Genomic DNA, 24587 nt, shown 5'->3' on the forward strand with positions numbered 1-24587 from the left:
GGCCTGATGGATGTCCCGTTCCTCAGCCTCAAGGACGTCAATGCGCGCTACGCCGATGCGCTGAAGGCCGCGGCTGCGCGCGTCATCGACTCGGGCTGGTATGTGCTTGGCGAGGAACTGGCGGCCTTCGAACGCGAGTTCGCCGCCTGGTGCGGTGTGCGCCATGCCGTGGGCGTGGGCACCGGGCTGGATGCGTTGTCGCTGATCCTGCGCGGTTACAGGGAGCTCGGCGTCATCGAGGAAGGCGACGAGGTCATCCTGCCCGGCAATACCTTCATCGCCAGCTTTCTGGCGATTACCGAGAACCGGCTGGTGCCGGTGCCGGTGGAACCCGACCCGGCCAGTTTCAACCTGGATCCGGCTTGCGTGGAAGCGGCCATCGGGCCGCGCACCCGCGCGATCATGGCGGTGCATCTGTATGGCCAGCTGGCGGACATGCCAGCGCTGGCGGCGCTGGCCACGCGGCACCAACTGCTGTTGATCGAAGACGCGGCGCAGGCGCACGGCGCGATGCGCGACGGCCGCAAGGCCGGCGCGTTCGGCGACGCGGCGGCCTTCAGCTTTTTCCCGGCGAAGAATCTTGGCGCGCTGGGCGATGGCGGCGCGGTGGTGACCGATGACACCGCGCTGGCGCAGCGGATCGCGGCACTGCGCAACTACGGTTCCGAGGTGAAGTACCGCCACCTGTTCCAGGGGACCAACTCGCGCCTCGACGAAATGCAGGCCGCGATGCTGCGGGTGAAGCTGGGCTATCTCGACGACGACATCGCCTGGCGTCGCCGCGTGGCGCGCCGCTATCGCGACGGTATCCGTCATCCGCAGATCCGGTTGCCGGAGGTGGCGCGGGAAGAACAGCACGCGTGGCATCTGTTCGTGGTTCGCTGCGCGCAGCGCGATGCGCTGCAGCGGCATCTGCAGTCGTGCGGCATCCAGACCCAGGTGCATTACCCGGTGCCGCCGCATCGGCAACCGGTGTATTCCACCCTGCGTCATGCCCATCTGCCGCTGACGGAACGATTGCACGATGAAGTGCTGAGCCTGCCGATGGGGCCGACCTTGCGCGATGACGAAGTGGATCGGGTGATCGAAGCCTGCCAAGCGTTCGAGTGTCCGCCATGAACATCGTGCGCACCGGCTTCTACACCGCCATCGCAACCGCGGCGCGGCTGCTTGCCGGCCTGGTGGCGATCAAGCTGGTGGCGTGGTTCGCCGGACCCGAGGGCGTGGGCAAGCTCGGCCAGTTCATGAGCCTCATGTCGCTGCTGGCGGTGCTGGCCGGCGGCGGCATCAGCGCGGCCATCGTGAAGTACGTCGCCGAATACCGCGATGATCCGCAACGACTGTCGCGTCTGCTCTCGGCCGCGCTGTGGTACGCGTTCTGCGCATCGTGCCTGATGGGTGGCGTGGCACTGCTGTTCAGCCGGCAGCTCGCGCTCTGGCTGCTGGGTGACGCGCACTACGCCGGTCTGATCCGCGTGCTTGCCGTCGCCCAGCTCGGTATCGCGTTGCTGAACTACATCCTCGCGGTGATCAACGGCTTCATGGATGTGCGCCGGCTGGCCTTCATCCAGGTGACCGGGTCGGTGGTCGGCATCGTGATGATGGTCTGGCTGTCGCGCTGGCTGCATCTGTACGGTGCGCTGCTGGCGCTGGTCGTGAGCCAGGTGTTGTGGCTTGCCGTCGGCTTGCCGGCGTGGTGGCGAAGCTCGTACTTCCGGCGCAGCATGCTGCGGCTGCACTACGACCGCGAAATGACTTTGCGGCTGGCGACGTTTTCGGTGATGACGATCAGCTCCGCCGTGCTGCCTCCGCTGGTGAATATCGCGGTGCGCGATCACCTTGCGCTGCAGTTCGGCTGGGAGCAGGTTGGCTACTGGCAGGCGGTCAGCAAGGTGTCGGACGCGTACCTGTTGTTCCTCACCACGGCCATCAACATCTATTACCTGCCCAAGCTGGCGTCGACCCACGGACGCGCGGCGCTGTTGCATGAACTGCGCCATGCCTACCGCTACATTCTGCCCGCGGTCGTGGTCCTGGCGGCCACCGTGTATGTCCTGAGAGGCTGGGTGACACGTCTGCTGTTCACGCCCGACTTCGTCTCCGCCAATGTACTGTACGGCCCGCAGCTGGTGGGCGATGTCATCAAGATCGCCTCCTTCATGCTGTCCTACCTCATGCTGGCCAAGGCCATGACGCGGCTGTTCGTGATATCCGAATGCGTGTTCGCGGCCAGCTATTTCGCGCTGGTCTACGTGTTCACCGCGCACTTCGGCCTGGTCGGCGCGATGTATGCGTTCGCGGTCAACTACCTGCTGTATCTCGCCTTCAACGTGCTGGTCGCGCGACGCTACCTGGCAGCGCTGTGACGACGGCCGACGACATGTCGCTGCATCCGGCGGCGATGCCGCTGGTGTCCGTGCTGATACCCGCGTTCAACCACGAGCGTTTCGTGCAGCGTTGTCTGGACAGCGTGCTGGAAGATCCTTATCCGTCCAAGGAACTCATCATCATCGATGACGGCTCGACCGACCGGACCGGCGAGCGCATTGCCGACTGGGTGGCGACGCATTGCATGGAGCTTCCGATCGAGTACGTGCGGCGGGAAAACCGGGGTATCGCGGCCACCTTGAACGAACTGGTGGCGCGTGCGAGCGGGGAATTTCTGCGGCCGGGCGCCAGCGACGACTATCTGCTGCCCGGTGGCCTCGATGCGCAGGTTCGCTACCTGCTGGCGCATCCGTGCCGAGGGGCGGTGATCGGTGATTCGGTGGTCGTCGACCAGGACGGAAACAAGGTGCATGACAGCGGCATGTGCGATCTTCACGGCGCCAACAAGGCTCTCTATCGATCCGATGACGGCATACGTCGTGCCGTCATCAGCCAGTGGGCCATCGGCGGGCCGGTCGCCTTGATCCGCAAGAGCGCGCTGGACACCGTCGACCGCTGGAGCGAGGGCCTGCGCATCGAAGACTGGGATCTGTTTCTGCGGCTGGCGGCCCGCGATGCGCTCGGCTTCATCGACGTCGGCGTCTGCGCGTACCGCCTGCACGCTACCAACCTGAGCAAGACGCGGCATACCGCGACCCGCATCGTCAATCTGGTGGAGTCGCAGCATGTCGCGCTGCGCCGGGCAAGCCTGTTCGGGGAGCCGTACCGAACCCTGCTCCACGCGCAGTCCCATTACATCGGCGCCAAGATCTCGTTCCTGCAGCGGCGGCTGTACCCGCTGGTGCTTCACCTGGTGGCGTATCTGTGGCTGATCGTCGTATCAAAGGCCCGGCCGCCATCGACACATCCTGATGTGGAGGCGCCATGAAGCCGTTGCTGCGCCTTCCCTCGACCTGGCTCGCACTTCCGATCCTGCTTGCCTGCGGGCTCACCTTGCTCACCTACGATCTCTCGGTCGACTACCTGCAAGGTCTGCTGCTGCTCGCCGTGGTCGCAGCGGCGATCATGCTGTTCGACGTGCACGCCGGCATCAGGATTCCACCGACCGCGCGATTCCGCTCGCGCCACTACGCGGGTACCCGCGACGGGTTCGTCGCGCTGGCGTTTGCGGGCGGGATCGTCCTGTTCTGCCTGCTCGATCTCACACTGTTTCCCATCCCGCTGTTCGACAAGCCATCGTCCTATGCCTCGATGGCGGGCGGCCGCGAACATGTCCGGCACGTTTCCGACATGTGCTGGGTGCTTCCGCCGATCGGGCTGCTCTGCGCCAGGAGCCGGTGGCTGCGCAACACGCTCATCGTCGTCGGCTTTGTGTTTCCCTTGCTGGTGATCGACCGGAACCGGCTGTTTGCCACCGTGTTTTCGTTTGCGCTCGTCATCGTGCTGCGACGGGACGAAGCGAGACCCATGCCGTGGAAAAGCGTCGGTTTCCTCGCGCTCGCCGGCACCAGCATTTTCTCGATCCTGGGCATCCTGCGATCCGGCCCGCTCGAGCACATCACGCTGCCTTTCAGCGCCATGTACCAGGCGGCGCCGCAGGGCATCAAGTGGCTGCTGCTGTACGGCAGCGCAGGCCCCTACAACTTCAGCGCGATGCTGGCCAAGCATTACACCAACGCCAGTTTCCTCATCAATCAGCTGGTTCCCATGAGCGGCTCCGTCGCGACGGCAGGGACGGATATTCCGCTGGACGCGCCGACTATCAACGTGGGTACGGAGTTCTTTCCGTTTCTGCTGGCGCTGGGTCCGTTTGGCGCGGTGGCCGCGGTCTGCGTGCTGTACGGCATGTTGCTGTGGAGCGTGCAGCGGCTTCGCCCGACGGTGCCGCTGTTTTCCTTGCTGATTTTCCTGCGCGTTTCCTATGTGTGCGTGATGTCGCCCTTCGCGCCGCAGGCCTTCACCTGGACCAACGCCGGCTTCATCGGCCTGTGTCTTTTCATGCAGGTCTTCGCCGCATGGCTGCCGAGCCGAAGACCGCGGGATTCGCTACATGCCGGACTGGGAAGCGCGTCCGCGACGGCCGTGCGAACCCTGTCTCCACCCTCCATCCAGTGAGCACAGAACCATGGAACAAGACGAAATCTATCTGATCGATCTCTGGCGGATCTTCACTCGCGAGTGGAAATGGTTCGTGGCCGTGCTGGTTCTCACCCTCGCCTGCACCTATGCCTTTGCGCATCTGGTGAAGCGCCAGTGGGAAGCGACCGCATGGATCCAGATCGCGCAGGTCGGCCAGGTGCCGTCGGGCCAGGATCTGAAGGTCGAACCGCTGCAGCGCGTGATGGAACGGTTGCGGCTGGTGCCGTTCGAGAACGAGGTCATGGCAAGCGCCGGCTTCTCGCCCAACTCGTCCGAGGCCCGGCTCTACCGCAACAGCCTGAAGCTTGAGCCCATGCTCTACGCGGGCTCTCTCATCCGGCTGAACGTGCGGGCCTATTCGCGGCAACAGGCCAGTCAGTTCGCCACGGCGACGGTCACTCAGCTGCAGGCTCTGCACCGGCGCCTCGAAGCCTTGCCGCTGAAGTCGGCGCGCGCACGCCTCGACCAGATCGAGGCCGATCTGCAGACCACCATGGCTGACCGCTCGCGGCTCCAGCAGGCCGGCGCGCCCAAAAGCGAGGGCGCTGCGGGAAGCAGCGATGTCCAGAACCCGATGCTCGCCAGCTTGCTGCTGGCGACGAAGAACGAAGAGATCCGCAACCTGCAGCAGGCAAGGAGTGACCTCATCGACCGGCTCGGTCCTACCTATACCTATGGAACATCGATGATGTGGCCGGTCTATGTTCCCGATCAACAGGCCTTTCCCAACCCGACGTTGACCTACGGCATCGGCGCGCTGCTGAGCCTCTTCCTGGGCGCATTGGCGGCCGTCGCAAGAAGCGTCGCGCGGCGGGCGGCGCAGTAGCGGCGCGAATTCCGGGGAGATGCCGGCGGAGTCCGGCAGCCACTCGTCGGCGCCATTCAACCAAAGCGGCACATACCGGCACTCACCGAACAGGCCAGTGAAAAATATCGGGCTGGCACCGCGGAGCTACCCGGCGACAGGCCGTGGCTGTCGCCGGTGAACGGATGGCTGCATCCCGGTGAATGGAGATCGATGAAATGAGTGGGCCACACACGTTCGAAACCGCGCATCCGGCCGCGTCCGCCGCCAGCGTTCGCCAGCGCAGTGCGACGCTGAATGACGCGCAGTTGCTCGATACGCAGCACGCCTTCGACAGTGTCGCCGCCGACTATGACGGCCCGCGGGGCAACAACGAGCTGATCCAGCGCATGCGGCTGACCCTGTGGGACACCGTGCACAGCGAGGTGCCGGCGGGTGCCCGCCTGCTCGATCTCGGATGCGGTACCGGCATCGACGCGGTCGAATTCGTGCGGCGCGGTTTCCATGTCGTCGCCACCGACTGGTCGCCGCAGATGGTCGAGCGCACGCGCGCGCGCGCCGTCGCCGCAGGTCTGCAGTCACGAGTGACGGCCGTGCATCTTGGCGTGCAGCAGCTCGATCAGCTCGAGGGTGAGTTCGATGGCATCTATTCGAACTTCGGCCCGCTGAACTGCGCGCCGGATCTTGCTGCCGTCGCTGCCGAATGCGCGCGCCTGCTGCGCCCGGGCGGCACGCTGGTCTTTTCGGTGATCGGCCGGATCTGCCCGTGGGAGCTGGGGCATTACGCGCTGCGGGGGCGGTTCAAGCGGGCCGGCGTGCGTGCCGCGCGGGGTGCGACGGCGGTGGGGATGAACCACCACACGATCTGGACTTATTACTACCTGCCGCGCGAGTTCTACCGCGCCTTTGCGGAACACTTTTCGCTGCAGAGCTATCGCGCACTGAGCCTGTTCATGCCACCGCCTTACCTGGTGGACTACTACCGGCGTCGGCGTCACTGGTGCGAGCGCCTGGGCCGGCTCGACGATCGCCTCGGCGCGATGCCGCTGCTGCGCGACATGGGCGACCACTTCCTGATCGTGATGCGGAGGCGCTGAAGCCGTGGACATTCTCCAGGCAGCGATGGACGTCAGCTTGTGCCGCGCGGTCTCGATCACGACGGAAGCCAGCTCGCGTGCGCCGCTGCCGATCCGGGCAGGGCGGATCGGCTCGTCGCTGGCCGCTCGCGCGTATCGGGTCGACCTGCGCGATCATCTGATCTTCCCCGGCCTGATCAATGCGCACGAGCATCTGCACGTCAACGCCGTCCCGCCGCTGAAAACCGGCGCGCCGTTTCCCAACAGTTACGCCTGGATAGCGGCCTTTCAGGCGCATTTCGAGGAGCCTGCCGTTACCGCCGCGCTGCAGGTGCCCAAGGCGTTGCGGCTGCGCCACGGCGCGCTGAAAAACCTGCTCGCCGGTACCACCTTCGTGGTGCATCACGACCCCTGGCATCCGGCGCTCGACGCGACGAATTTTCCGGTAGCACTGCTGCGCGACTACGGCTGGAGCTACGCGCTGGGCTGGCCCGGATACGGCCCGCCGGCGCAGCAAAGCTTTGCCGCCACGCCCACCGACCGACCCTGGCTGATCCATCTGGCCGAGGGCACCGATGCGATCGCGCAGGCGGAGCTGGCTCAGCTCGACCAGCTGGGCTGCCTGGCGGCGAACAGCGTGCTGGTGCATGGCGTGGGCCTGCGCGAGCAGGACGTCGATCGGGTGATCGCCAGCGACGCGGCGGTGGTCTGGTGTCCGACCAGCAACCGCAGCCTGCTCGGGCGATCGCTGGATCCGCGGCGCCTGTGCGCGGCCGGCCGGCTGGCGCTGGGCAGCGACTCGCGGCTCAGCGGTGCGCGCGACCTGCTCGAGGAGATGCGTGGCGTCGCCGCTCGCGGCGAGCTGAGTCCGACGCAACTGCTGGGGCTGGTCACGACCCAGGCTGCGCGCATCCTGCGTCTGCCCTCGCGCGGCAGTCTCGCGCCAGGCATGCCGGCGGACCTGGTGATTGTCGAAGACCGTGGCGGCGAGGCGCGCAGCCTGGTGGACATCGAGCGCAGCCAGATCCGCGCCGTGGTGCGCGACGGCGTGCCGCGCATCGCCGATCCCGATTTCGCCGAATGGTTTGCGGCCACCGGCATGGAAGCCGTACCGGTGATGCTGGACGGCAAGCCGAAATTGCTGGCCGGGCCGCTGGCCGAGCCGGCATTGCTCGCCCTCGAACCCGGGCTCGAACTGATCGTCGATCGGAACGAGCGCGTGCGCGATCTCGGCCTCGAAGCGCGGTGCTACTGATGTCGCGCCCGCCGACTCTCAATCCCGCGGAGGCATACGCGTTATGGGCGCACAGCTACCCGGCGCGCGCCCACAATCCGGTCATGCGGGCCGAGGAGCGCGCCATGCTCGGGCTGATGCCGGCCACGTTGCACGGACAGGCCGTGCTCGATGTCGGCTGCGGCAGCGGACGCTACATGCTGCATGCGCTGCGGCGTGGCGCGGCGCGCGTGATCGGCGTGGATCTTTCGCCGCCGATGCTCGAGCGCGCCGGCGCGGAGCTGGCCACGTGTCAAGCCGACGCCGAAGTCGACCTGGTACAGGGCAGCCTGGCCGCGCTGCCGGTGCCGGATGCACGGGCGAACCTGACGATCTGCGCCCTGGTCGTCGGCCATCTCGAGAACCTGGAACAGTCGCTGGCCGAGCTGCGCCGGGTGACCCGGCCCGGCGGCACGCTGTTGTGCAGCGACGTGCATCCGATCGGGCATGCGCTGGGCTGGCTGCGCGATTTCAAATCCGGCGACCGGCACTACGCCGTGCGGCACACGCAGCATCTGTACAGCCAATGGCACGCGGCCTGCGCGACGCTCGGACTGTGCATCGAGCAGGTGCGGGAGCCGATGCTCGATCCGGCCGACATTCCCGACGGCGCGCACTTCGACCGCACGGCGCTGGAGGTTCCGGTGGCGCTGGTGTTCCAGCTGCGGCTTCCGACCTGATCAACGAATACCTGAAGACGCCCCATGACTCATCGTCCCATGCCCCATCGTCCCAGCACGCTGCTGATCAACCCGACCGTCACCACGCGTCCGCGCTTTCCGCTGTCGCTGCTGAGCCTGGCCGCGGCGCTGGACCGCTTCGGCGACAGCCACATCGTGGACGGCAACATCGATCGGGATCTCGTGGACGCAACTCTGGCAGCCGCCGGGAAACAGCACTACGACGCCATCGGCATCGGCATCATGGGCGGCCCTCAGGTAGCGCCGGCGATTGCTGTGTCCAAGGCGATTCGCGAGCATCATCCGTCGATGCCGATCATCTGGGGCGGCTACTTCCCTACGCTTTATACCGATACCACGCTGGCGGCGCCCTATGTGGATTACGCGGTGCGCGGGCAGGGCGAGGAAAGCCTGGTCGAGCTGGTTTCAGCGCTGGGCCGCGGTGGCGGTGATGATGCGCTTGCCAGGATCGGCGGTCTGTCATGGCGCCGCGATGGCGAGATCGTGCACAACCCCAATCGCAGCTTCCAGCGTGGCGATCCCGCGCTGGTGCTGCCTTATGAAAAGCTGGGCGACCCGGACAAGTATCTGGCGAGTACCTTTCTCGGGCGCCGTACTGCTGTGCACCAGGCATCGATCGGGTGTCGCTTTCGCTGCACGTTCTGCGGCGTGGCGGCCATGTTCGGCGGAGCGACATCGCTGCCGCCGACTGAACGGCTGGAGCGCGAGCTGAGCTACCTCAAATACGAACTGGGTGCCGATTCCATCCTTTTCTACGACCACAACTTCTTCGACCGCGAACAGGACATGATCCCGATGCTCGAGATCATGGCCAGGCTCGAAATGCCCTGGTGGTGCTTCGCGCGCGCGGATGCCTTGCTCAAGCTTTCCGAAAGCACGTGGAAACTCGTGCGAAAAAGCAGACTGCGCATGGCTTATATCGGCGCCGAGTCGCCCAGCGGCGCAATGCTCAAGGAAATCCGCAAGGGCACGCGTCCGGATCAGACACTGGCGGTGGCCGAGTTGTGCCAGCGCCATGGTGTCATCCCCGAGTTCTCCTTCATGCTCGCGCCGCCGGTGAACCCCGAAGAAGAAACCGAGCTGACGTTCGAGTTCATCCGCGAACTGAAGCGGATCAACCCGGCTTCGGAAATCATCACCTACATCTACACGCCGTTGCCGGAGGGCAGCAAGCACGAAAAGGAGCGCGGCAAGCATCCTGCCGCACCCTTGCTCGATCTTCACGGCGAGCCGGTGGTCTTCCCCTCCACGCCGGACGAGTGGACGCAGCGTCGATGGGTGGACTACGCCTGCCACGCCGACGCGCCCTGGCTCACGGACAAGCTGCGCCAGCGCATCTACGACTTCGTCACCGTGCTGCGCTGCCGCTATCCCACCGTGCAGGACGTGCGTTCGCCGCATTGGGCCAAGCGCAGCCTGAGCGCGATGGCGTCGTGGCGCTATCGGCATCGGCGCTACAACCATCCGTGGGAACTCAACATCGCCAACCGTTTCGTGCAACTGCGCACACCGCAGATCACCGGCGCGTAGCGATGGCGATCCTGCACGTCGCGCAGCTCAACTTCCTGCCGGCGCCCGAGGATCTCGCGCCGAGCCAGGTGCTCGAGCAATGGCACTCGCTGGTGGATATCGCCGAGGTGGTCGCCAGTTCCGGAACCCGGGTTTCGGTGATCCAGGCGGCAGCGCGCGAGGATCTGATCACGCGCAACGGCATCGACTACCACTTCATCGACATCCGCGGATTGGAAGTGGCGAAAAACCGGGGTCGCCGTTTCGCCAGCCTGCTCGCCGACATCAAGGCCGACGTGCTGCATGCGCACGGCCTCGGTTTTGTCGAGGATGCATCTGCCGTGTCGCAACGCCTGCCGCAATTGCCCATCGTCATCCAGGACCACGCCGATCGGCCGCCGCGCTGGTGGCGACGGCCGCAGTGGCGGCGCTGGTACGCGGCCATTTCCGGAGTCGCCTTCACGGCACCCGAACTGGCGCGACCGTTCACCCGTGCCGGCTTGTTCGGGCCGCACACGCGGCTCTTCGCGATTCCCGAATCCAGCAGTCGCTTCACCATGGGCAGCCGCGCCGATGCGCGCGCGCAGACGGGCCTTCGCGGCGATCCCTGCGTGTTGTGGGTAGGGCATCTGAGCCCCGGCAAGGATCCGCTGACCGTACTCGACGGCGTGGCCCGGGCCGCCATGCGGCTGCCCGGCCTGCAGCTGTGGTGCGCCTTCGGCAGCGCGCCGCTGCTCGACGAGGTGCAGGCTCGCATCGCACGCGATCCGCGGCTCGCCGGGCGCGTGCATCTGCTGGGCAAGGTGACGCACGCGCATGTCGAGACACTGATGCGCGCCGCGGACCTGTTCGTCGCGGGCAGCCTCGCCGAGAGCTGCGGGTATGTCGTGCTCGAAGCGCTGGCCTGCGGCGTCACGCCGGTGGTCACGGATATTCCCGCCTTCCGCGCGCTGATCGGCGGCAGCCGCGTCGGTCACCTGTGGCCCTGCGGCGACGCGGCGCAACTGGCCGAGACACTGGTCGATGCCGCAGCCAGCTGGCCGCCGCGCGAACAGGTGCGCGCGCACTTCGACGCCGCGCTGTCCTTCGCGGCCGTGGGCCGTCGGTGGGCCGACGCGTATGCGCAAATCCACGACGACCGGCGCCGGAGGACAGCGTGAAGCTCGCGCTAGTGGTCCCCGGTGGCGTGGACCGCACCGGCGAGTTTCGCGTGATCCCGGCATTGCTGGCCCTGATCGAGCGGCTGGCGCGCACGCACGACGTGCATGTCTTCGCATTGCACCAGGAAGCGGTCGCGGGCCGCTGGAAACTCGCCGGCGCCACCGTGCACAACATCGGTGACGACTGGACCCGGCTGCGCGCGATCGCGGCGATCCGCACCGAACATCGCCGCGCGCCGTTCGATCTGGTCCATGCCATCTTCTCCGGTTCCTGCAGCCTGGTCGCCGTGGCCGCGGCCAAGCTGCTGCGGCTGCCGAGCCTGGTGCATATCGCTGGCGGCGAACTCGTCGCCCTGCGCGAGATCGACTACGGTGGACATCGGAAATGGAAAGGGCGGTTGCGTGAGGCGTGGGTGTTGCGCGGCGCCGATGTCATCACGGCGGCCAGCGCGCCGATCATCGATTCGCTGCAGGCGCTCGGCCTCAAGGCGCAGCGCGTGCCACTCGGCGTCGACCTGCGGACATGGCCGCCACTCGCGCCGCGCGAGCGCAGCACGAAGCCGGCGCGGCTGATCCACGTCGCCAGCCTCAATCGCGTCAAGGATCAGCCGACGCTGCTGCGTGCATTGGCAGCACTGGTCGAGAGGGGGCTGGCATTCGAGATGGACATCGTCGGCGAGGACACGCTGCAGGGTGAGATGCAGCAGTTGGCTCGCCAGCTTGGACTGGAACACCACGTGCGGTTTCCTGGCTTCAAGACGCAGCGCGAATTGCGCCCGCTGATGGAGTCCGCCGATCTGCTGGTGATGTCGTCGTTGCACGAGACTGGCCCGCTGGCTCTGCTGGAAGCCGCGGTGGCAGGTGTGCCTGCGGTCGGTACGGCGGTCGGGCATTTCGCGGAGTGGTCGCCTTCGGCGGCCCTGGCCGTGCCCGTCGAGGACTGGAATGCATTGGCTAACGCCGTCCATCAGGTGCTTGCCGATGAGGAACTCCGGCTCCGACTGGCCAGGGAAGCGCAGCGTCGCGCAATCCGCGAGGACGCCGATTACACCGCTCATGCGTTTCAGGCTTTGTATCGAATGGCACTTATTTAAGTGCAGAGCACAGTTCTTCTTCATGGCCTCTGGTGCGGGGAGAAGAACCGGACCCAGCGTGTCCTGAAACGATCGGCCATCCAGCCGGCGTGTATCCGGATCTGCGACAGTTGTCGGCGCAACGCGGACAGTGGCGTCAACGGATAGCCGAGCTTTTCGGCATCGTCGGCCAACATCGCGCTCAATCGTTCGTGATCGCGTCGAGTGAGCGCATTGAACACACCATCCGCAGGCCGGCGGTTCAATTTCCCTGCCACCTTGTTGCTGTCGAAAGAGCTGTTGCTCGGAGTGGGAATGCCGTTCGCGGTGGGCTGCATCATGACGGGCAGCGGCTGGATCCCGAGAAAGGAGGCCATCCGGCGGACACTGCCTGCCGTGTCCTCAAGCAGGTCCTCATAGCGGACGAGCAAGTACGAGTCCGACGCAGGTCGAGCGGAACGACTGGCCGCCTCCCGGTACGACAAACGCATTTGACGCAGGATCCGGCTCTCGTCGCTCGATGGATGGCCGGAATTCCGTACGGCCTGACGGCTTGATGCGTAGACCGCGAAAGGATGGCGGACGACGTGGAGCAGTCTTGCCTCGGGGAATTCGGCCATCAGGCGCGCCAGGAAGCGCTCGTTCGTGGGTGTTTTCTCGACCCATCGCTCCACAGGGTGCGCGATGCGGAACCCTGTCGTGCAATGCGCGTAGGCAAGCGCGATCGTGACCAGCGGCCAGGAGGTTGTGCGCGGTCCGAGCCGCGCTTCGACCAGCGGCCACCAGGCCAGCAGGGCACGTGCGAATTCAACGTACGGCGAGCCTTCTGCCGACGAGCGGCCAAGCAGCCAGTAGGGGTGCTGGTTGATCGGGTTGGCAAGCCTGCGCAACCATTCGCAGCCGAGGAATCGCAGCCATCCATCCGGCTCCAGTCGCTTCAGGTGCCACGCGAAATTCGTGAGCATGGTGCCTTCGGCGGGAAGCACGGAGAGGGCAGGATGGTGGTCGAGAAGATCGCGTACCAGCGTCGTGCCGCTTCGGTGAACACCGAAGACGAACACGGGCCGGCGTGCGATGGCGAACGCGTGCTCGATCTCGCTCGCCGTGAGGGTCGGCGGGCCGGCCGACTCGGTAACGGACCACACAGCCTGGGACCAGGCCGTGGCGGCCTGGCGCACGGCACCCAGATTCGTGACGCGCGGCCTTTGCAGCTGCTGATCGAGCCGTGTCTCAAGATCGACAATATTCAAGGGATCGCGTCTCAGGGTCGGTGGCCTGGTTGATACGGATATTCCACGCTATTCGCGCACCGCTCATGCTGCCTGTCAGCAGCGCTCAAGGGCGCCGGGATCCGTGGAGGGCTGTCGGTCAGACCTCCACAAGCTGCATGCCGTGCCGGCGACGGTACGCTTGATGAAAGCCCGCCGTGTGGTGCAGCTGAATACCTTCCGCCAGTTTTTCGTCGGAGACGATGCGGCCAAGGAACAACGTGTGCGAGCCGACCTCCTGACTGTGCACGATGCTCAACTCCTGAATGCGCAGCGCCGCAGCCACTGCGGGAATGCCGAATTCCCGCGACGGTCGAGCAGGAAACGGCAGCGCATTCCAGTCTTGGAGGGGGTGCTTGTGATACTCGGCGAGCTTGTAAACGGCCACCTTCATCGTCGCAGGGATACTGGACAGGGCAACTTGGCGCACTTCGCGCATGACGGGTACGGAAACGTTGGTATTGCGTAGCGCGAGCGAAAAAAGTCCGCTCCGCTCCAGTGGGCCGATCAAATCCATCGGGAATATATTCTGGTGGCCCGGCGCGCTGACAGATACAAGGACGACTGGCCGCGGACACAGATAGGCGATCATGAGCTGCTGTACCGCGGCAGGCTCCGGAGCGAAGTGGTGTGGCGAGCGATTTTTCAGCATGAGTCGGTTCTGAAGCCATGCGTTCCACGAGCGCAGCGGCCAGCCGAGACAGCGGTGTTCGCCACCTGCGACATGGTAGAGCGTGAGCGATGCCATGTCGGTAGCGACTGACGCCATCTGTGCCAGGCGCAAACCTCCAAGCAGCTTTCCAGTAGCGCTATCGCGGTATTCGAGCAGCGGATGCTGACCGGCATCGAGACTGGTCGCGATCACGAGTGGCACGAGCGAAGCCACCGTATGGTCCGCCGTGACATCTGCCGAATTGCCGTCCCAACGCAAGGTGGCAGTGACCACCTGCTGCGGAGCGGCAACGGCAACCGTGGACCATTGCGGCAGGGGGCGCACGTACGGCCTTATCCAGTCCTTCCACATTTCAGATCCGCCGAAATAGTAAAAACATGTAGAGATCGGTAGCCCATCCGAAGCCACGCGGAACCAGGCGTTCCAGCCGGAAATGCGGCGCCGCTGCCTGCGCCATGACGCGTGGCGCAAAACGATGGATGCGGCTTTCACTGGCGATGGCGTAACGACCATGGCGCACAAGATTCATGAGGTTCGCCCGCCACCAGCCGTAACGCGCATCGCCGAGGTAATAGGGGTTGAGCATGTTGGCCAGGACAAAGCCGCCGGGGTGGACCACGCGCGACAACTCTTCAAAAAGCGAGGTGTGATCCGCGAAATGGTTGAGCACAGCGAAGTTCGCCGTGACTGCCTGCACTTTGCAGGCGAGTGGCGACGCCACCGTGATGATGCTCTTGCGGGCGATTTCGTCGCGGCAGTATTGCGCCAGGTACTCGCACATCGCTTCCGAAGGTTCATACACGAAAGTCCGGTGTCCGGCAGCGGCAAACGCCTTTGCATCAATGCCGGTTCCCGCACCAAAATCGAGCACGTCCGCTCCGGCGGGAAGCAGACCCCGCGCCATCTTCTGAAACCTGTCGCGCACCATCCGGTCCCGCTGCGAGGCGAGAATGAATTCGTGGTACTGCTCTCCGGTATGCACGTGATCGATTCCCTTGCTGAGAAATTCGCTGCCTTCGCGACGATCATCCGACTTTGCGGGCCACGTAAAGTCGAAACTTCGAAGGCTCCCTCCTGCCACGAAGTTTCGCCACGAGGGGACGCATGGCCCATCGCAGGCCATACCACGGACGATGCACGTTCCAGTGGATCGACATCGCGTCCTCCATCCTGCGCAGACGTTCGTCGGTAAGGTATCCAAGCGTGGCGATGGAATCGGCCGCCGTGCCATGACTTTGCAGGAAGGCCGCGCGACGCTCGGCGAGCATCTGCCTGCCGCTTTCCTCGCGGGCGTACCACGGCGTATCGCTGATGATCACCATGCCGCCCGCTTTCACACAGCGCATCGCTTCGCGCAGGCTGGCCTCGTAATCTTCGGCGTAGTGAAACGAGGCATTGAACACGGCGGCCTCGAACTGTTCGTCCGCAAATGGAAGACGGCTGATCTCGGCCTGGAAACAGGGAAAGCGTTTCGCAAGACACGTTTGATAATGCCGGGCAGCTCCCAGTCCGTCGCGATCGTTGGTGATCAGATCGACGGCACAAGGTCGATACCCTGCCCGTGCCAGGCGATAGCTCATCCAGCCATTGCCCGCACCGAGGTCGAGAATCCTGCTGCCGCGAGGAGTGCCGTCCAGCAGATGCCGGACAAGATAGTCGTAGCTGCGGGCCCTGATCTGCCACTGTCCGCGGTTCCTTCCGCTGGTATCCCGATAGGGCAGGCCGAGGTAGAAGTCATCGCTTTCGCTGCCGCGGCCTTCGGACTCCCGGATCCGCTCGTAATCTTCCATGAAGCGGGCATGGTGCGCGTTCGACTCGGGCGACAGCGCGTGCGCGATGCCGTCCCTGATCGCGATGGAGAAATTGCATGCAGCGCAATCCAGTGCGGCGATGCCGGTTGCGCACCGGGGACATCGCAACCGGATGCCGGAGAGCGCTAGATCCCCGGCGGCAAGGCAAGCTTGTTGCGCGCCCATCGCTTATCCCTCGGCCGATGCGTGCCGGGTCATTTGCACGGCGGACGCCGGGGTTTCCAAGGCCGCACGCACCACATACAGCGTATCCATCCGCGGCACCGGCCGGGTGAGCCAGGTCAGGATGCGCCTTGCGTGGTTCAACGTGACCCAGCTCTGCCCCTGCAGCCATAGTTGCGTCCGGACCATGTCGGCACGTTCCCGGATGGCTTCTTCCGACGGCCTGACACGATTCCTGAGGTACTGCCCGACATCGCGGGCGGAGCGGGACCATTCGATGCCAGCGAACGCATGCAGCCACAATGCCGAACACGAAACCTGGGTCAGCGTCTGCCGACGCGAGATCGTTCGCAACAGTGGCGGGCAAGCGCGTTCGAGCCGCGCGAACACGGCGTCGGGGATCGCATGGCGGTAGTAGCGTGCGACCAGCCGCAGCGGCGGCAGCGCCCACCACGGAGCGTCGGCAGCGCGTTCGCCGCACAAGGCGTCCCAGTCGCTGGCGACCATGCGCTTGGCCAACAGCGAGATATCGTGCAGGTGCAGCAGGCGCAGGCTGCGCCCGCAGATATTGCCCGCCGCGTGCAGCAACAGATGGCTCATCAGGTCGCCGATCGACGGATAGGGATTCAGGCCCGGTCGCGGCGCTTGCGGATAGATCCACCCGGTGATGTCGACGGTGGATATCGGCAGCCGCTCCTGGATGCGGGTGTGCAACTCGATGTTGATCGGGGTGTCGCGGTGCTCGCCCAGTCCGGCGAAAGGCCGGCCCGTTGCCGGCTTGAACACCCGGTGCTTCCACTGCACGAACGACTCCACGTAACCGAGTTGCAGCAACAGCCGGATCGCCGGCGCGGCATCGTCCTCACGCACCAGCAGATCGATATCGGCCATCGGCCGTTCGCCCGGTGCGTAGAGTCCGATGGCGTGCAGCGCGGAACCCTTCAGCGGCACCAGGGCCAGCCCGGCGGCGCGGGCGTCGGTGTCGATCCGCTGCAGCAGCGCCGCGATGCGTCGATGGCGAAGCTCGACGTGTTCGCGCTGGCTCTGCAGGAACCGTTGCCACGGTGAATGCTGCCATGCCGAAAATTGGCAAAGCAGCGGCGACACGCCGTGCGCGACGGCGACGGCCGAGGCCAGCTGCCATTCGAGCTCGCTCCACGCCGGCATCGCGCCGCCCGGCTGCGCCAGCTCCGCCGCGAGTGCCTCGGTGGTACGGCGCAAGCCGTTCCTGACGATCCTGAGCGGCGGCAGCATGGCGTGATCAGCGCAACTGCAGGGCGATGCGTCGCGAGGACGCGGGTGCGGGCGTGGCGTCCCGGTTGCGGTGCGCATTCTCGCGGGCGATCAGCGCATCCCATTGCGTGTCGAGCGCGGTGCGGCGCTCCGTCCGTCCGGCGGGCTCCGATTGCTGGATGGCGACCTGCTCGTGCAACAAGTCGCGCACGCAGCGGTAGAAGTCCGAATCGTAGGCGCCGCGGAACATCATGGCGAGGTCACCGCTGTCCTGCCAGTGCGTCTTCGGACCCAGCTGGGCCTTGACCTGTTCGTAGAACTTCGTGCCCGGCAGCGGATAAGAAACGCTTACGCCGATGTCGTCCGGCGCGGCCTGCGCGAGCAGTTCGCGGGTGGCCAGCAGGTCGGCCAGCTGCTCGCCCAGATAGCCCAGTTGAATGAAGAAACCCACACGGATGCCGTGTTCGCCCAATCGTGCGCGGGCGGTGATGAGGTCAGCGACCGTGGTGCCTTTGTTCATAGCGTCCAGCACGCGCTGGCTGCCGCTTTCTGCACCGATCCAGGCCTCCGCGCAGCCGGCCTGCGCGAGCGCCGCGGCCATGCGCTCGCTGATCAGGTCGGCGCGGGTCTGGATGGTGAACGGCACCGGCCCGTCCGCGGCGCTCAGGTGTGCGGCGAACTCAGTCACCCAGTCGACGCGAAAACCGAAGATGTCGTCCGCCAGCCAGATGTGATCCGGCTTGAACGTCTGTTTCAGGTAGCTCATCTCCGCGGCCACGTCCTGGGCGCTGCGCTGGTTGTAGTGGTTGCCCCAGATCGGCTTGGCGCACCAGTTGCAACGGAACGGACAGCCGCGCGAGGCGGCCATGTTGAGGCTGAAGTAGCCGTGCCGTTCGTGCCACATCGTGCGATACGCTTCGATGTCGACCAGGTCCCAGGCCGGGTGGCCGACCACCCGCGGATCGGGCGGCATCGCGCCGATCCGGGTCAGTTGCGTCTGTCCGTTTTCCAGCGTGGCGACGCCGGCCATGCCCGATACCCAGGCATGGATGTCGACCGCCGGATCACGCTCCAGTCGCCCGATCAATTCGACCAGCGCCGCGATGCCTTCGCCGATCAGCACGGCATGTGCGCCTGCCGCGAGAAAGGCGTCCGGATGATCGGAAGCGTCGGAGCCCGCAACGATTACCCGGGCGCCATTGGCGCGTGCTTCGGCGATCATCTGGCAGGCCGCCTCGCGCATGCGGCCGAGGCACATCTTGGTCAGGTAGTTGAAGTTGTCCTCGTAGATGACCACCACATCTGGCCGTGTGACTCGCAGAGATCCTTCGTAGTCCTCGACGCCGTCGGCGAGCATGGCGTCGAACAGTGCGACTTCATGCCCCATCTGCCGCAGCAGCGCGGCGATCTGGATCGTGGCCAGCGGAGGATACGGTTTGCCGCGCTCCCACTGTTTCCGGTCGTATCTCAGGAAGTAGGAGTGGGCGACCTGAATCTTTAGCATCTCGAAGCAGCCTCAATCGGAGCCGTGGTGGGGCAGGCCGCGGCACGCATCAGCGTCGGGCAGGCGTGCCGGCTTCATCGTTCAATCTGGGTGTCTGCAGGTGAGTGCCCCGGCGCGGATCTTCGGTTGCCTTGCGCGGCAAAATAATTTGTGCGCCGCGGTGCTGCGCGGCACGTTGCGGGACGCAACCTTTTCGCGCTGAAGCCGCACATACCGGCCAGACCATTCGGGATTCGTGCCGTGCTGCGCTACGCCATCAAGACGGCTGACACCTCTGGCCCGCGACGATGGTGTTGACGCCAGGCCACAGTGTTCGAGATGCCGCCGTCGACCCTTTTTGCGAGCGGTCCGGCCGCCACTTCTCGGTGCACAAGCAGATATTGGGCGGACGTTTCCGATTCGAGAGCACCAGCCAAGCGCTGCTGCATCTGGTCGAATCCGCCTATGGTGGCCTGCCGCCGCACCAGCTGCCGATGGCCGGACCGGAGTTCCGTATCGAGTTGCGCCTCCTGCCGCGGCAAGCTCCGCCGGGCGATGCCGACCCTCCGCCGGTGCAGGTGCAGTCGGGTGCGGGCCTGCTCTGTGGCGTGATGGATGCGTCGAATTACGTGGTGCTGTCGCCCGGGCAGCGCCGGGGCCTGGTGGTGGCTTCGGAAGACATGCTGAGTCGCCCCTACCATCTGCGTTATGAGCTCATCGAATTCGCCGTCTTCACCCTGGCGGCGCGCGGCATGGGTCTGATCCCGTTGCACGGTGCCTGTGTCGGCAAGCGGGGGCGCGGCGTCCTGTTGCTGGGTGCCAGCGGTTCGGGCAAATCCACGCTGGCCCTGCACAGTCTGCTGCAGGGAGTGGACTTTCTCGCCGAGGACGCGGTTTTCGTGCAGCCGGAAAGCCTGCTCGCCGCTGGCGTCGCCAACTACCTGCACGTGCAGGCCGATGCGCTGCGCTTCGTCGACGACGGTGAGGTCCGGCGCTGGATCGGGCAGGCGCCCATCATCCGCCGCCGCAGTGGCGTCGAAAAGTTCGAGGCCGATTTGCGCCAGGGCCATGGCCGGCTCGCGGCGGCGCCGCTGGAGCTGATTGGCGCGGTATTCGTTTCCAGTCAATCGGCCGAGGATCCCGATGTCCTGTTGAGCCCGATCCCCGAGCACGAAATCGCTGCACGGCTGTGCGCCGATCAGCCATATGCGGCGACGCAGCCGGGCTGGCATCGTTTCGGACAGCGGCTGATGCAGGCGGGTGTCCATCAGCTGCGCCGCGGGCGTCACCCGCGCGACTCCGTCGACGCACTGCGGCAACTTCTCGGCTGATTTCCGGATCGCCTGCGACGGTGCGGGCGCAACCTTTTCTCGCGGGGGCCGCACTTACTGGCATGGGAAATGACGTGTCATCGAAGCCGCGGCCGATGCTGCCGTCCACCAGCGCGAGCTCGTAGAGATGTCAGGCGCGCCGTCGCCGGCACCTGATCGGGCGCACGATCTGCTGCGTTCGCTGGTGCGCACGCTCACCGGCATCGAGCTGGTGGAAACGGCGGCGTATGTCGTGTTGTCGCTGGGCGCTGCATTCGCAGGCAGCCTCGCGGCGGTGCTGCTGGTGCCGCTGGTCCAGCCGGGACACACGCTGCCGTTCGGCGGTGCGCTGTTCGCCGCAGGCCGCAGCGTCGACATGCAGGCGGCCATCTTTGCCGCCGCGATGGTTGTTTTCGCCCTGTTGCGTTGGCAGGCGGCGCGGCTGGGAGCGCGCCTGGTGGGCCGTTACGGCATGAGCCTGCGGCGCCGAGTGCACGCGCGCCTGATCGATGCGCCGTTGACGTCGCTGGCGGATTCGACGTCCGCGGAGATCGCCCATGTGCTCACCCACAACGTCGAAGCCATCGTGCAGGCTTTCAGCGCCCTGCAGCAATTGTTGATCGCCGGTGTCACCGCCGCCGTCAGTCTCGGTTTCGCGTTCTGGGTATCGCCGCCGCTGATGCTGGCTGCGCCGCTGCTGGCGGGTCTCGGCCTGCTGGCGTCGCGTGCCTATGGCCGCGAGCAATCGCTGGTCAGCCGCCAATACGTCGCGGACATGACGCGACTGTTCTGGCACAGCGAGGATTTTCCGCGGCGCCTGCGTCACGTCCGCTCGTTCGAGCGGGAGGACACGGAGAAAGCGAGTTACGGCGCGATTTCCGCGCGACTGTGCCACGGCTACCGGCGTCAGCTGGAACTGACGGCGTCCGGGCGGCTGCTGCTCGAACTGCTGGCGGCGATCGGTATTGCGGCGCTGTTCGTGCTCGCCCATCGCTGGCGCGGGATCGACCAGTCGTCGCTCATCGCGGTGTGTCTGCTGCTCGGACGCCTGCTGCCTTATCTGGTAACGACGCGGCAAAGTTTCCAGCAGCTGCGCTCGGCCGCGCCGGCATTCGAACTGTGGCAGCGATACATGCATCTCGGTCCGGATCGCCCGCCGGTTGCGCCGTTGCGCACGCCGCCGTATTCCAGCGCTGCGCTGCAGGTCGAGCGGATGCGGTGGACGCCGCCGTCGACCGGTCTGGATGTCGCAGGCCTGACGCTGGCGCCCGGCGAACTGACGCTGATTTCCGGCGACTCCGGCATCGGCAAGAGCAGCCTGGTCGACGTGCTGGCCGGCATGACGAGGCCCGAGATTTTCATCGCGCGCGCCGGCGAACGATCCATTGCTTTCGACGAGTACCGCGAACTCGTGCGGCACGGCGCCTATGTCAGCCAGAACGTCCGGCCCTGGCAGCATTCCGTACGCGAGTGCCTGCTGTGGGCCGCACCCGAAGCCACCGACGAGATGTTGCGCAGTGCGCTGATCGATGTCGGCCTCGACAAGCGGCTGACGGGCTCGCATGCCGGACTCGACACCGCGCTGCACAGCTCGTCGAGCCGCCTTTCCGGCGGCGAGCTGCAGCGACTGCTGCTCGCCCAGGTCATCCTGCGTCAACCGTTTCTGGCCTTGCTGGACGAGGCCACCAGCGCGCTCGATGCCGCGTCCGAGATCGTGGTTCTTTCCACGCTGAAGCGTCGTCTGCCGCAGACGATCCTGATCGTCGTATCGCATCGGCCCGGCGTGGCGGCGATCGCGGACCAATGCCTGACCATCGGCAACGACCTGGTGACAACGGTGGCCGGGAGAGCAGTGCTGCGACGCACGGCGCTTCAGCCATGAAGGGCCGGTTCTGGCCTAGCCATGTCTTGATGCGCAATCAGTGCAAAAACGTGGATGCGGTTGGTGGGCCCACCAGGACTCGAACCTGGAACCAAAGGATTATGAGTCCTCTGCTCTAACCATTGAGCTATAGGCCCGCGCAAGCGTGGAAGTTTACCGTAGCGCGCAGTCTGCGCACGAGGATGGTGTGCCGTAAGTCGCGTAGTGACGCGATTGCCCGGGGCGTAGGATGGTCGCTCCCCCAAACCGGAGCATGCGCATGAACACCGAAACGATCGCGAAACGGTTGGTTGAACTGTGCCGTGAAGGCAAGTACGAGGATGCGCAGCGCGAGCTGTATGCGGACGATGCGGTGAGCATCGAGCCGGACGGTCTGCCGCCGGGCGCGCTGGGCAATGCGCAGGGGCTGGCGGCGATCTACGAGAAGGGTCGGCAGTTCAGCGCGATGGTCGAGGCCGTGCATGGCGGCAGCGTGAGCGAGCCGGTGATCGCGGACAACTGGTTCAGCATCGCGCTGGCGATGGACGTGACCATGAAAGGGCGCGGCCGGATGAACATGAGCGAGATCTGCGTGTACCGCGTGCGCGATGGCAAGATCGTGCACGAGCAGTTCTTCTACGACGTGGGCTGAATCCGTCCTCGCGAAACGAAAAAGCCCCGCATCGGCGGGGCTTTTTCGTTTCGCTGGCGTCGGAGTTACTCGACGTCGAGGAACGAGCGCAGCTGTTCCGAGCGGCTCGGGTGACGCAGCTTGCGCAGTGCCTTGGCTTCGATCTGGCGGATCCGTTCGCGGGTAACATCGAACTGCTTGCCGACTTCTTCCAGCGTGTGATCGGTGTTCATGTCGATGCCGAAGCGCATGCGCAGCACTTTCGCCTCGCGCGGGGTCAGGCCGGCCAGCACATCGCGCACGGTTTCCATCAGGCCGGTCTCGGTGGCCGAATCGACTGGCGAGCTGGCGTTGCCGTCCTCGATGAAGTCGCCCAGGTGGGAGTCCTCGTCGTCGCCGATCGGGGTTTCCATCGAGATCGGTTCCTTGGCGATCTTCAGCACCTTGCGGATCTTGTCCTCGGGCATCTCCATTTCCTTGGCCAGTTCTTCCGGCGTCGCTTCGCGGCCGAACTGCTGCAGCATCTGGCGGGAAATGCGGTTCAACTTGTTGATCGTCTCGATCATGTGCACCGGGATGCGGATGGTGCGTGCCTGGTCGGCGATCGAGCGGGTGATCGCCTGGCGGATCCACCAGGTGGCGTAGGTCGAGAACTTGTAGCCGCGGCGGTATTCGAACTTGTCGACCGCCTTCATCAGGCCGATGTTGCCCTCTTGAATAAGGTCGAGGAACTGCAGGCCGCGGTTGGTGTACTTCTTGGCGATCGAGATCACCAGGCGCAGGTTGGCCTCGACCATTTCCTTCTTGGCGCGACGGGCTTTCGCCTCGCCACTGGCCATGGCGCGGTTGATGTCCTTGATGTCGATCAGCGGCAGGAACAGCTTGCGCTCGATGGTGGCGAGCTTCTCCTGCTCGGCGTCGATCGCCTCGCGGTGGGTCTTGATGTTCGGCGACCACTTCTGGCGCTTGCGGCTGAGCTCGGCCACCCACTCAAGGTTGCCCTCGTTGCTTGGGAACGCCTTGATGAACTCGGCCTTGGGCATCTTCACCTGCTTGACGAAGATGTCCATCAGCACACGCTCGTGGTGACGGATGTCGTTGACCACTTCGCGCAGCTTGCGCACGAAGCCGTCGATCAGCGCGGACGGCAGCTTGAGCTTGAGGAATTCCTCGGCCATCTGGTCGCGCAGCTTGACGATCTTCTTGTCGAGAATGCTGGCGGCTTTCGGCGCAGCCTTCTGGAACTTGCCGTAGTAGTCGCGCAGCAGTTCCATGCGGCGCTTGACCTCTTCGGGATCGGGACCGGTCGGGCCGGCCTCTTCCTCGTCCTCGGTGGCATCGTCGTCGTCGGCTTCGGTTTCGTCGTTCGGATCCGGCTCCGGCAGCAGCAGCGCCGCGGCTTCCTTCTCCTTGCGGGCGAGGTCGGCGGCTTCTTCCAGATCGAGGAAGCCGGCCAGGATTTCGCTGAGGCGGCGCTTGCCGTCCAGGTGCTGGTCGTATTCTTCCAGCAGCAGCTCGATCGTCAGCGGGAAGCTGGCCAGCGCGGTCTGCACCTGGCCGAGGCCTTCCTCGATGCGCTTGGCGATGGCGATCTCGCCCTCGCGAGTGAGCAGCTCGACCGTGCCCATCTCGCGCATGTACATGCGCACCGGGTCGGTGGTGCGGCCCACTTCGGCGTCGACCGCGGACAGCAGGGCAACGGCTTCTTCCGCCGCCGCTTCGTCGTCACCGGAGGTGTTGCCGGGGGCGGCACCGTCGGCGATGGTGTCGGTGTCCGGAGCGGCGTCATGCACTTCGATGCCGACGCCCTTGAGCACCGCCATGATGTCTTCGATCTGCTCCGGGTCGACGACGTCGTCGGGTAGGTGATCGTTGATTTCGGCGTACGTCAAATAGCCCTGCTCCAGACCTTTGGAGATGAGCGCCTTGATTTCAGACTGTTGCTCGTGGGGAGCTTTGCTATTCATTAACCGACCGCCGCGGGGTTCAAGAACCGGACATTATAGCGATGTGCTGCTTTTTTAACCAGTT

Annotated in this window: 21 protein-coding genes and 1 tRNA gene; 14 read left to right on the forward strand and 8 right to left on the reverse strand. The window is 65.4% G+C overall.

Going from position 1 to position 24587, the window contains the following annotated elements; genetic code table 11:
* Nucleotides 1-6 precede the first annotated feature (6 nt).
* The 11 genes from EAH75_RS15395 (at nucleotide 7) to EAH75_RS15445 (ending at nucleotide 12145) form a co-directional block, all read left to right on the forward strand.
* Entirely contained in the window at nucleotides 7-1119 is a 1113-nt protein-coding gene (locus tag EAH75_RS15395; RefSeq protein ID WP_140806139.1) for a DegT/DnrJ/EryC1/StrS family aminotransferase, read from the forward strand.
* On the forward strand, nucleotides 1116-2366 hold the full coding sequence (locus tag EAH75_RS15400; protein ID WP_140648614.1) for an O-antigen translocase: 1251 nt from the start codon (nucleotides 1116-1118) through the stop codon (nucleotides 2364-2366). The genes EAH75_RS15395 and EAH75_RS15400 overlap by 4 nt, the downstream gene beginning before the upstream one ends.
* 14 nt (nucleotides 2367-2380) lie before the next feature.
* Nucleotides 2381-3316, forward strand: a complete 936-nt coding sequence (locus EAH75_RS15405) for a glycosyltransferase family 2 protein (protein ID WP_140806075.1) — start codon at nucleotides 2381-2383, stop codon at nucleotides 3314-3316.
* Nucleotides 3313-4503 carry a hypothetical protein gene (locus tag EAH75_RS15410; protein ID WP_241668963.1) on the forward strand — a complete coding sequence of 397 codons (1191 nt, stop codon included), beginning with the start codon at nucleotides 3313-3315 and terminating at the stop codon, nucleotides 4501-4503. The genes EAH75_RS15405 and EAH75_RS15410 overlap by 4 nt, the downstream gene beginning before the upstream one ends.
* Nucleotides 4504-4513: 10 nt before the next feature.
* Nucleotides 4514-5353: a Wzz/FepE/Etk N-terminal domain-containing protein gene (locus EAH75_RS15415; protein ID WP_140806077.1), complete on the forward strand. Its 840-nt coding sequence runs from the start codon at nucleotides 4514-4516 to the stop codon at nucleotides 5351-5353.
* Between the two features lie 197 nt (nucleotides 5354-5550).
* Complete coding sequence (locus EAH75_RS15420) at nucleotides 5551-6429, forward strand: class I SAM-dependent methyltransferase (protein ID WP_140806078.1); 879 nt, start codon at nucleotides 5551-5553, stop codon at nucleotides 6427-6429.
* A 25-nt stretch (nucleotides 6430-6454) separates the two neighbouring features.
* Complete coding sequence (locus EAH75_RS15425) at nucleotides 6455-7663, forward strand: amidohydrolase family protein (RefSeq protein WP_194150627.1); 1209 nt, start codon at nucleotides 6455-6457, stop codon at nucleotides 7661-7663.
* Nucleotides 7663-8361: a class I SAM-dependent methyltransferase gene (locus EAH75_RS15430; protein WP_140806082.1), complete on the forward strand. Its 699-nt coding sequence runs from the start codon at nucleotides 7663-7665 to the stop codon at nucleotides 8359-8361. Before EAH75_RS15425 ends, EAH75_RS15430 begins: the two co-directional genes overlap by 1 nt.
* A gap of 24 nt (nucleotides 8362-8385) precedes the next feature.
* Nucleotides 8386-9912 carry a B12-binding domain-containing radical SAM protein gene (locus EAH75_RS15435; RefSeq protein WP_241668964.1) on the forward strand — a complete coding sequence of 509 codons (1527 nt, stop codon included), beginning with the start codon at nucleotides 8386-8388 and terminating at the stop codon, nucleotides 9910-9912.
* Nucleotides 9913-9914: 2 nt separating this feature from the next.
* On the forward strand, nucleotides 9915-11051 hold the full coding sequence (locus tag EAH75_RS15440; protein ID WP_140806084.1) for a glycosyltransferase family 4 protein: 1137 nt from the start codon (nucleotides 9915-9917) through the stop codon (nucleotides 11049-11051).
* Nucleotides 11048-12145, forward strand: a complete 1098-nt coding sequence (locus EAH75_RS15445; RefSeq protein WP_140806086.1) for a glycosyltransferase family 4 protein — start codon at nucleotides 11048-11050, stop codon at nucleotides 12143-12145. Before EAH75_RS15440 ends, EAH75_RS15445 begins: the two co-directional genes overlap by 4 nt.
* Before the next feature lie 20 nt (nucleotides 12146-12165).
* On the opposite strand, the gene EAH75_RS15450 is transcribed toward EAH75_RS15445, so the two are convergent.
* The 6 genes from EAH75_RS15450 to EAH75_RS15475 all read right to left on the reverse strand — a co-directional run bounded on the left by EAH75_RS15450 (nucleotide 12166) and on the right by EAH75_RS15475 (nucleotide 18775).
* Nucleotides 12166-13374 carry a sulfotransferase family protein gene (locus EAH75_RS15450; protein ID WP_161596309.1) on the reverse strand — a complete coding sequence of 403 codons (1209 nt, stop codon included), beginning with the start codon at nucleotides 13372-13374 and terminating at the stop codon, nucleotides 12166-12168.
* 118 nt (nucleotides 13375-13492) lie between these two features.
* Complete coding sequence (locus EAH75_RS15455) at nucleotides 13493-14416, reverse strand: flavin reductase (RefSeq protein WP_140806090.1); 924 nt, start codon at nucleotides 14414-14416, stop codon at nucleotides 13493-13495.
* Between the two features lies 1 nt (nucleotide 14417).
* Nucleotides 14418-15047: a class I SAM-dependent methyltransferase gene (locus EAH75_RS15460; RefSeq protein WP_140649614.1), complete on the reverse strand. Its 630-nt coding sequence runs from the start codon at nucleotides 15045-15047 to the stop codon at nucleotides 14418-14420.
* Nucleotides 15048-15090: 43 nt separating this feature from the next.
* Entirely contained in the window at nucleotides 15091-16041 is a 951-nt protein-coding gene (locus EAH75_RS15465) for a class I SAM-dependent methyltransferase (protein ID WP_140806092.1), read from the reverse strand.
* Between the two features lie 3 nt (nucleotides 16042-16044).
* The gene (locus EAH75_RS15470; protein ID WP_140648626.1) at nucleotides 16045-17292 is read right to left on the reverse strand and encodes a nucleotidyltransferase family protein; all 1248 of its coding nucleotides are present in this window, start codon (nucleotides 17290-17292) and stop codon (nucleotides 16045-16047) included.
* 7 nt (nucleotides 17293-17299) lie between these two features.
* On the reverse strand, nucleotides 17300-18775 hold the full coding sequence (locus EAH75_RS15475; protein WP_140806094.1) for a B12-binding domain-containing radical SAM protein: 1476 nt from the start codon (nucleotides 18773-18775) through the stop codon (nucleotides 17300-17302).
* Nucleotides 18776-19140: 365 nt separating this feature from the next.
* Here EAH75_RS15475 and EAH75_RS15480 point away from each other — a divergent pair, with 365 nt between their 5' ends.
* Nucleotides 19141-20085 carry a serine kinase gene (locus tag EAH75_RS15480; RefSeq protein WP_343182733.1) on the forward strand — a complete coding sequence of 315 codons (945 nt, stop codon included), beginning with the start codon at nucleotides 19141-19143 and terminating at the stop codon, nucleotides 20083-20085.
* A 127-nt stretch (nucleotides 20086-20212) separates the two neighbouring features.
* The gene (locus EAH75_RS15485; protein ID WP_140648629.1) at nucleotides 20213-21946 is read left to right on the forward strand and encodes an ATP-binding cassette domain-containing protein; all 1734 of its coding nucleotides are present in this window, start codon (nucleotides 20213-20215) and stop codon (nucleotides 21944-21946) included.
* Between the two features lie 61 nt (nucleotides 21947-22007).
* On the opposite strand, the gene EAH75_RS15490 is transcribed toward EAH75_RS15485, so the two are convergent.
* Nucleotides 22008-22083 (reverse strand) — tRNA-Ile (locus EAH75_RS15490).
* Nucleotides 22084-22205: 122 nt separating this feature from the next.
* On the opposite strand from EAH75_RS15490, the gene EAH75_RS15495 reads away from it, so the two are divergent.
* Nucleotides 22206-22577: a SnoaL-like domain-containing protein gene (locus tag EAH75_RS15495; protein ID WP_140648630.1), complete on the forward strand. Its 372-nt coding sequence runs from the start codon at nucleotides 22206-22208 to the stop codon at nucleotides 22575-22577.
* A gap of 65 nt (nucleotides 22578-22642) precedes the next feature.
* On the opposite strand, the gene rpoD is transcribed toward EAH75_RS15495, so the two are convergent.
* Entirely contained in the window at nucleotides 22643-24523 is a 1881-nt protein-coding gene (gene rpoD / locus EAH75_RS15500; protein WP_140806096.1) for an RNA polymerase sigma factor RpoD, read from the reverse strand.
* Between the last annotated feature and the right edge of the window lie 64 nt (nucleotides 24524-24587).

Source organism: Rhodanobacter glycinis, assembly GCF_006438785.1.
Taxonomy (GTDB): domain Bacteria; phylum Pseudomonadota; class Gammaproteobacteria; order Xanthomonadales; family Rhodanobacteraceae; genus Rhodanobacter; species Rhodanobacter glycinis_A.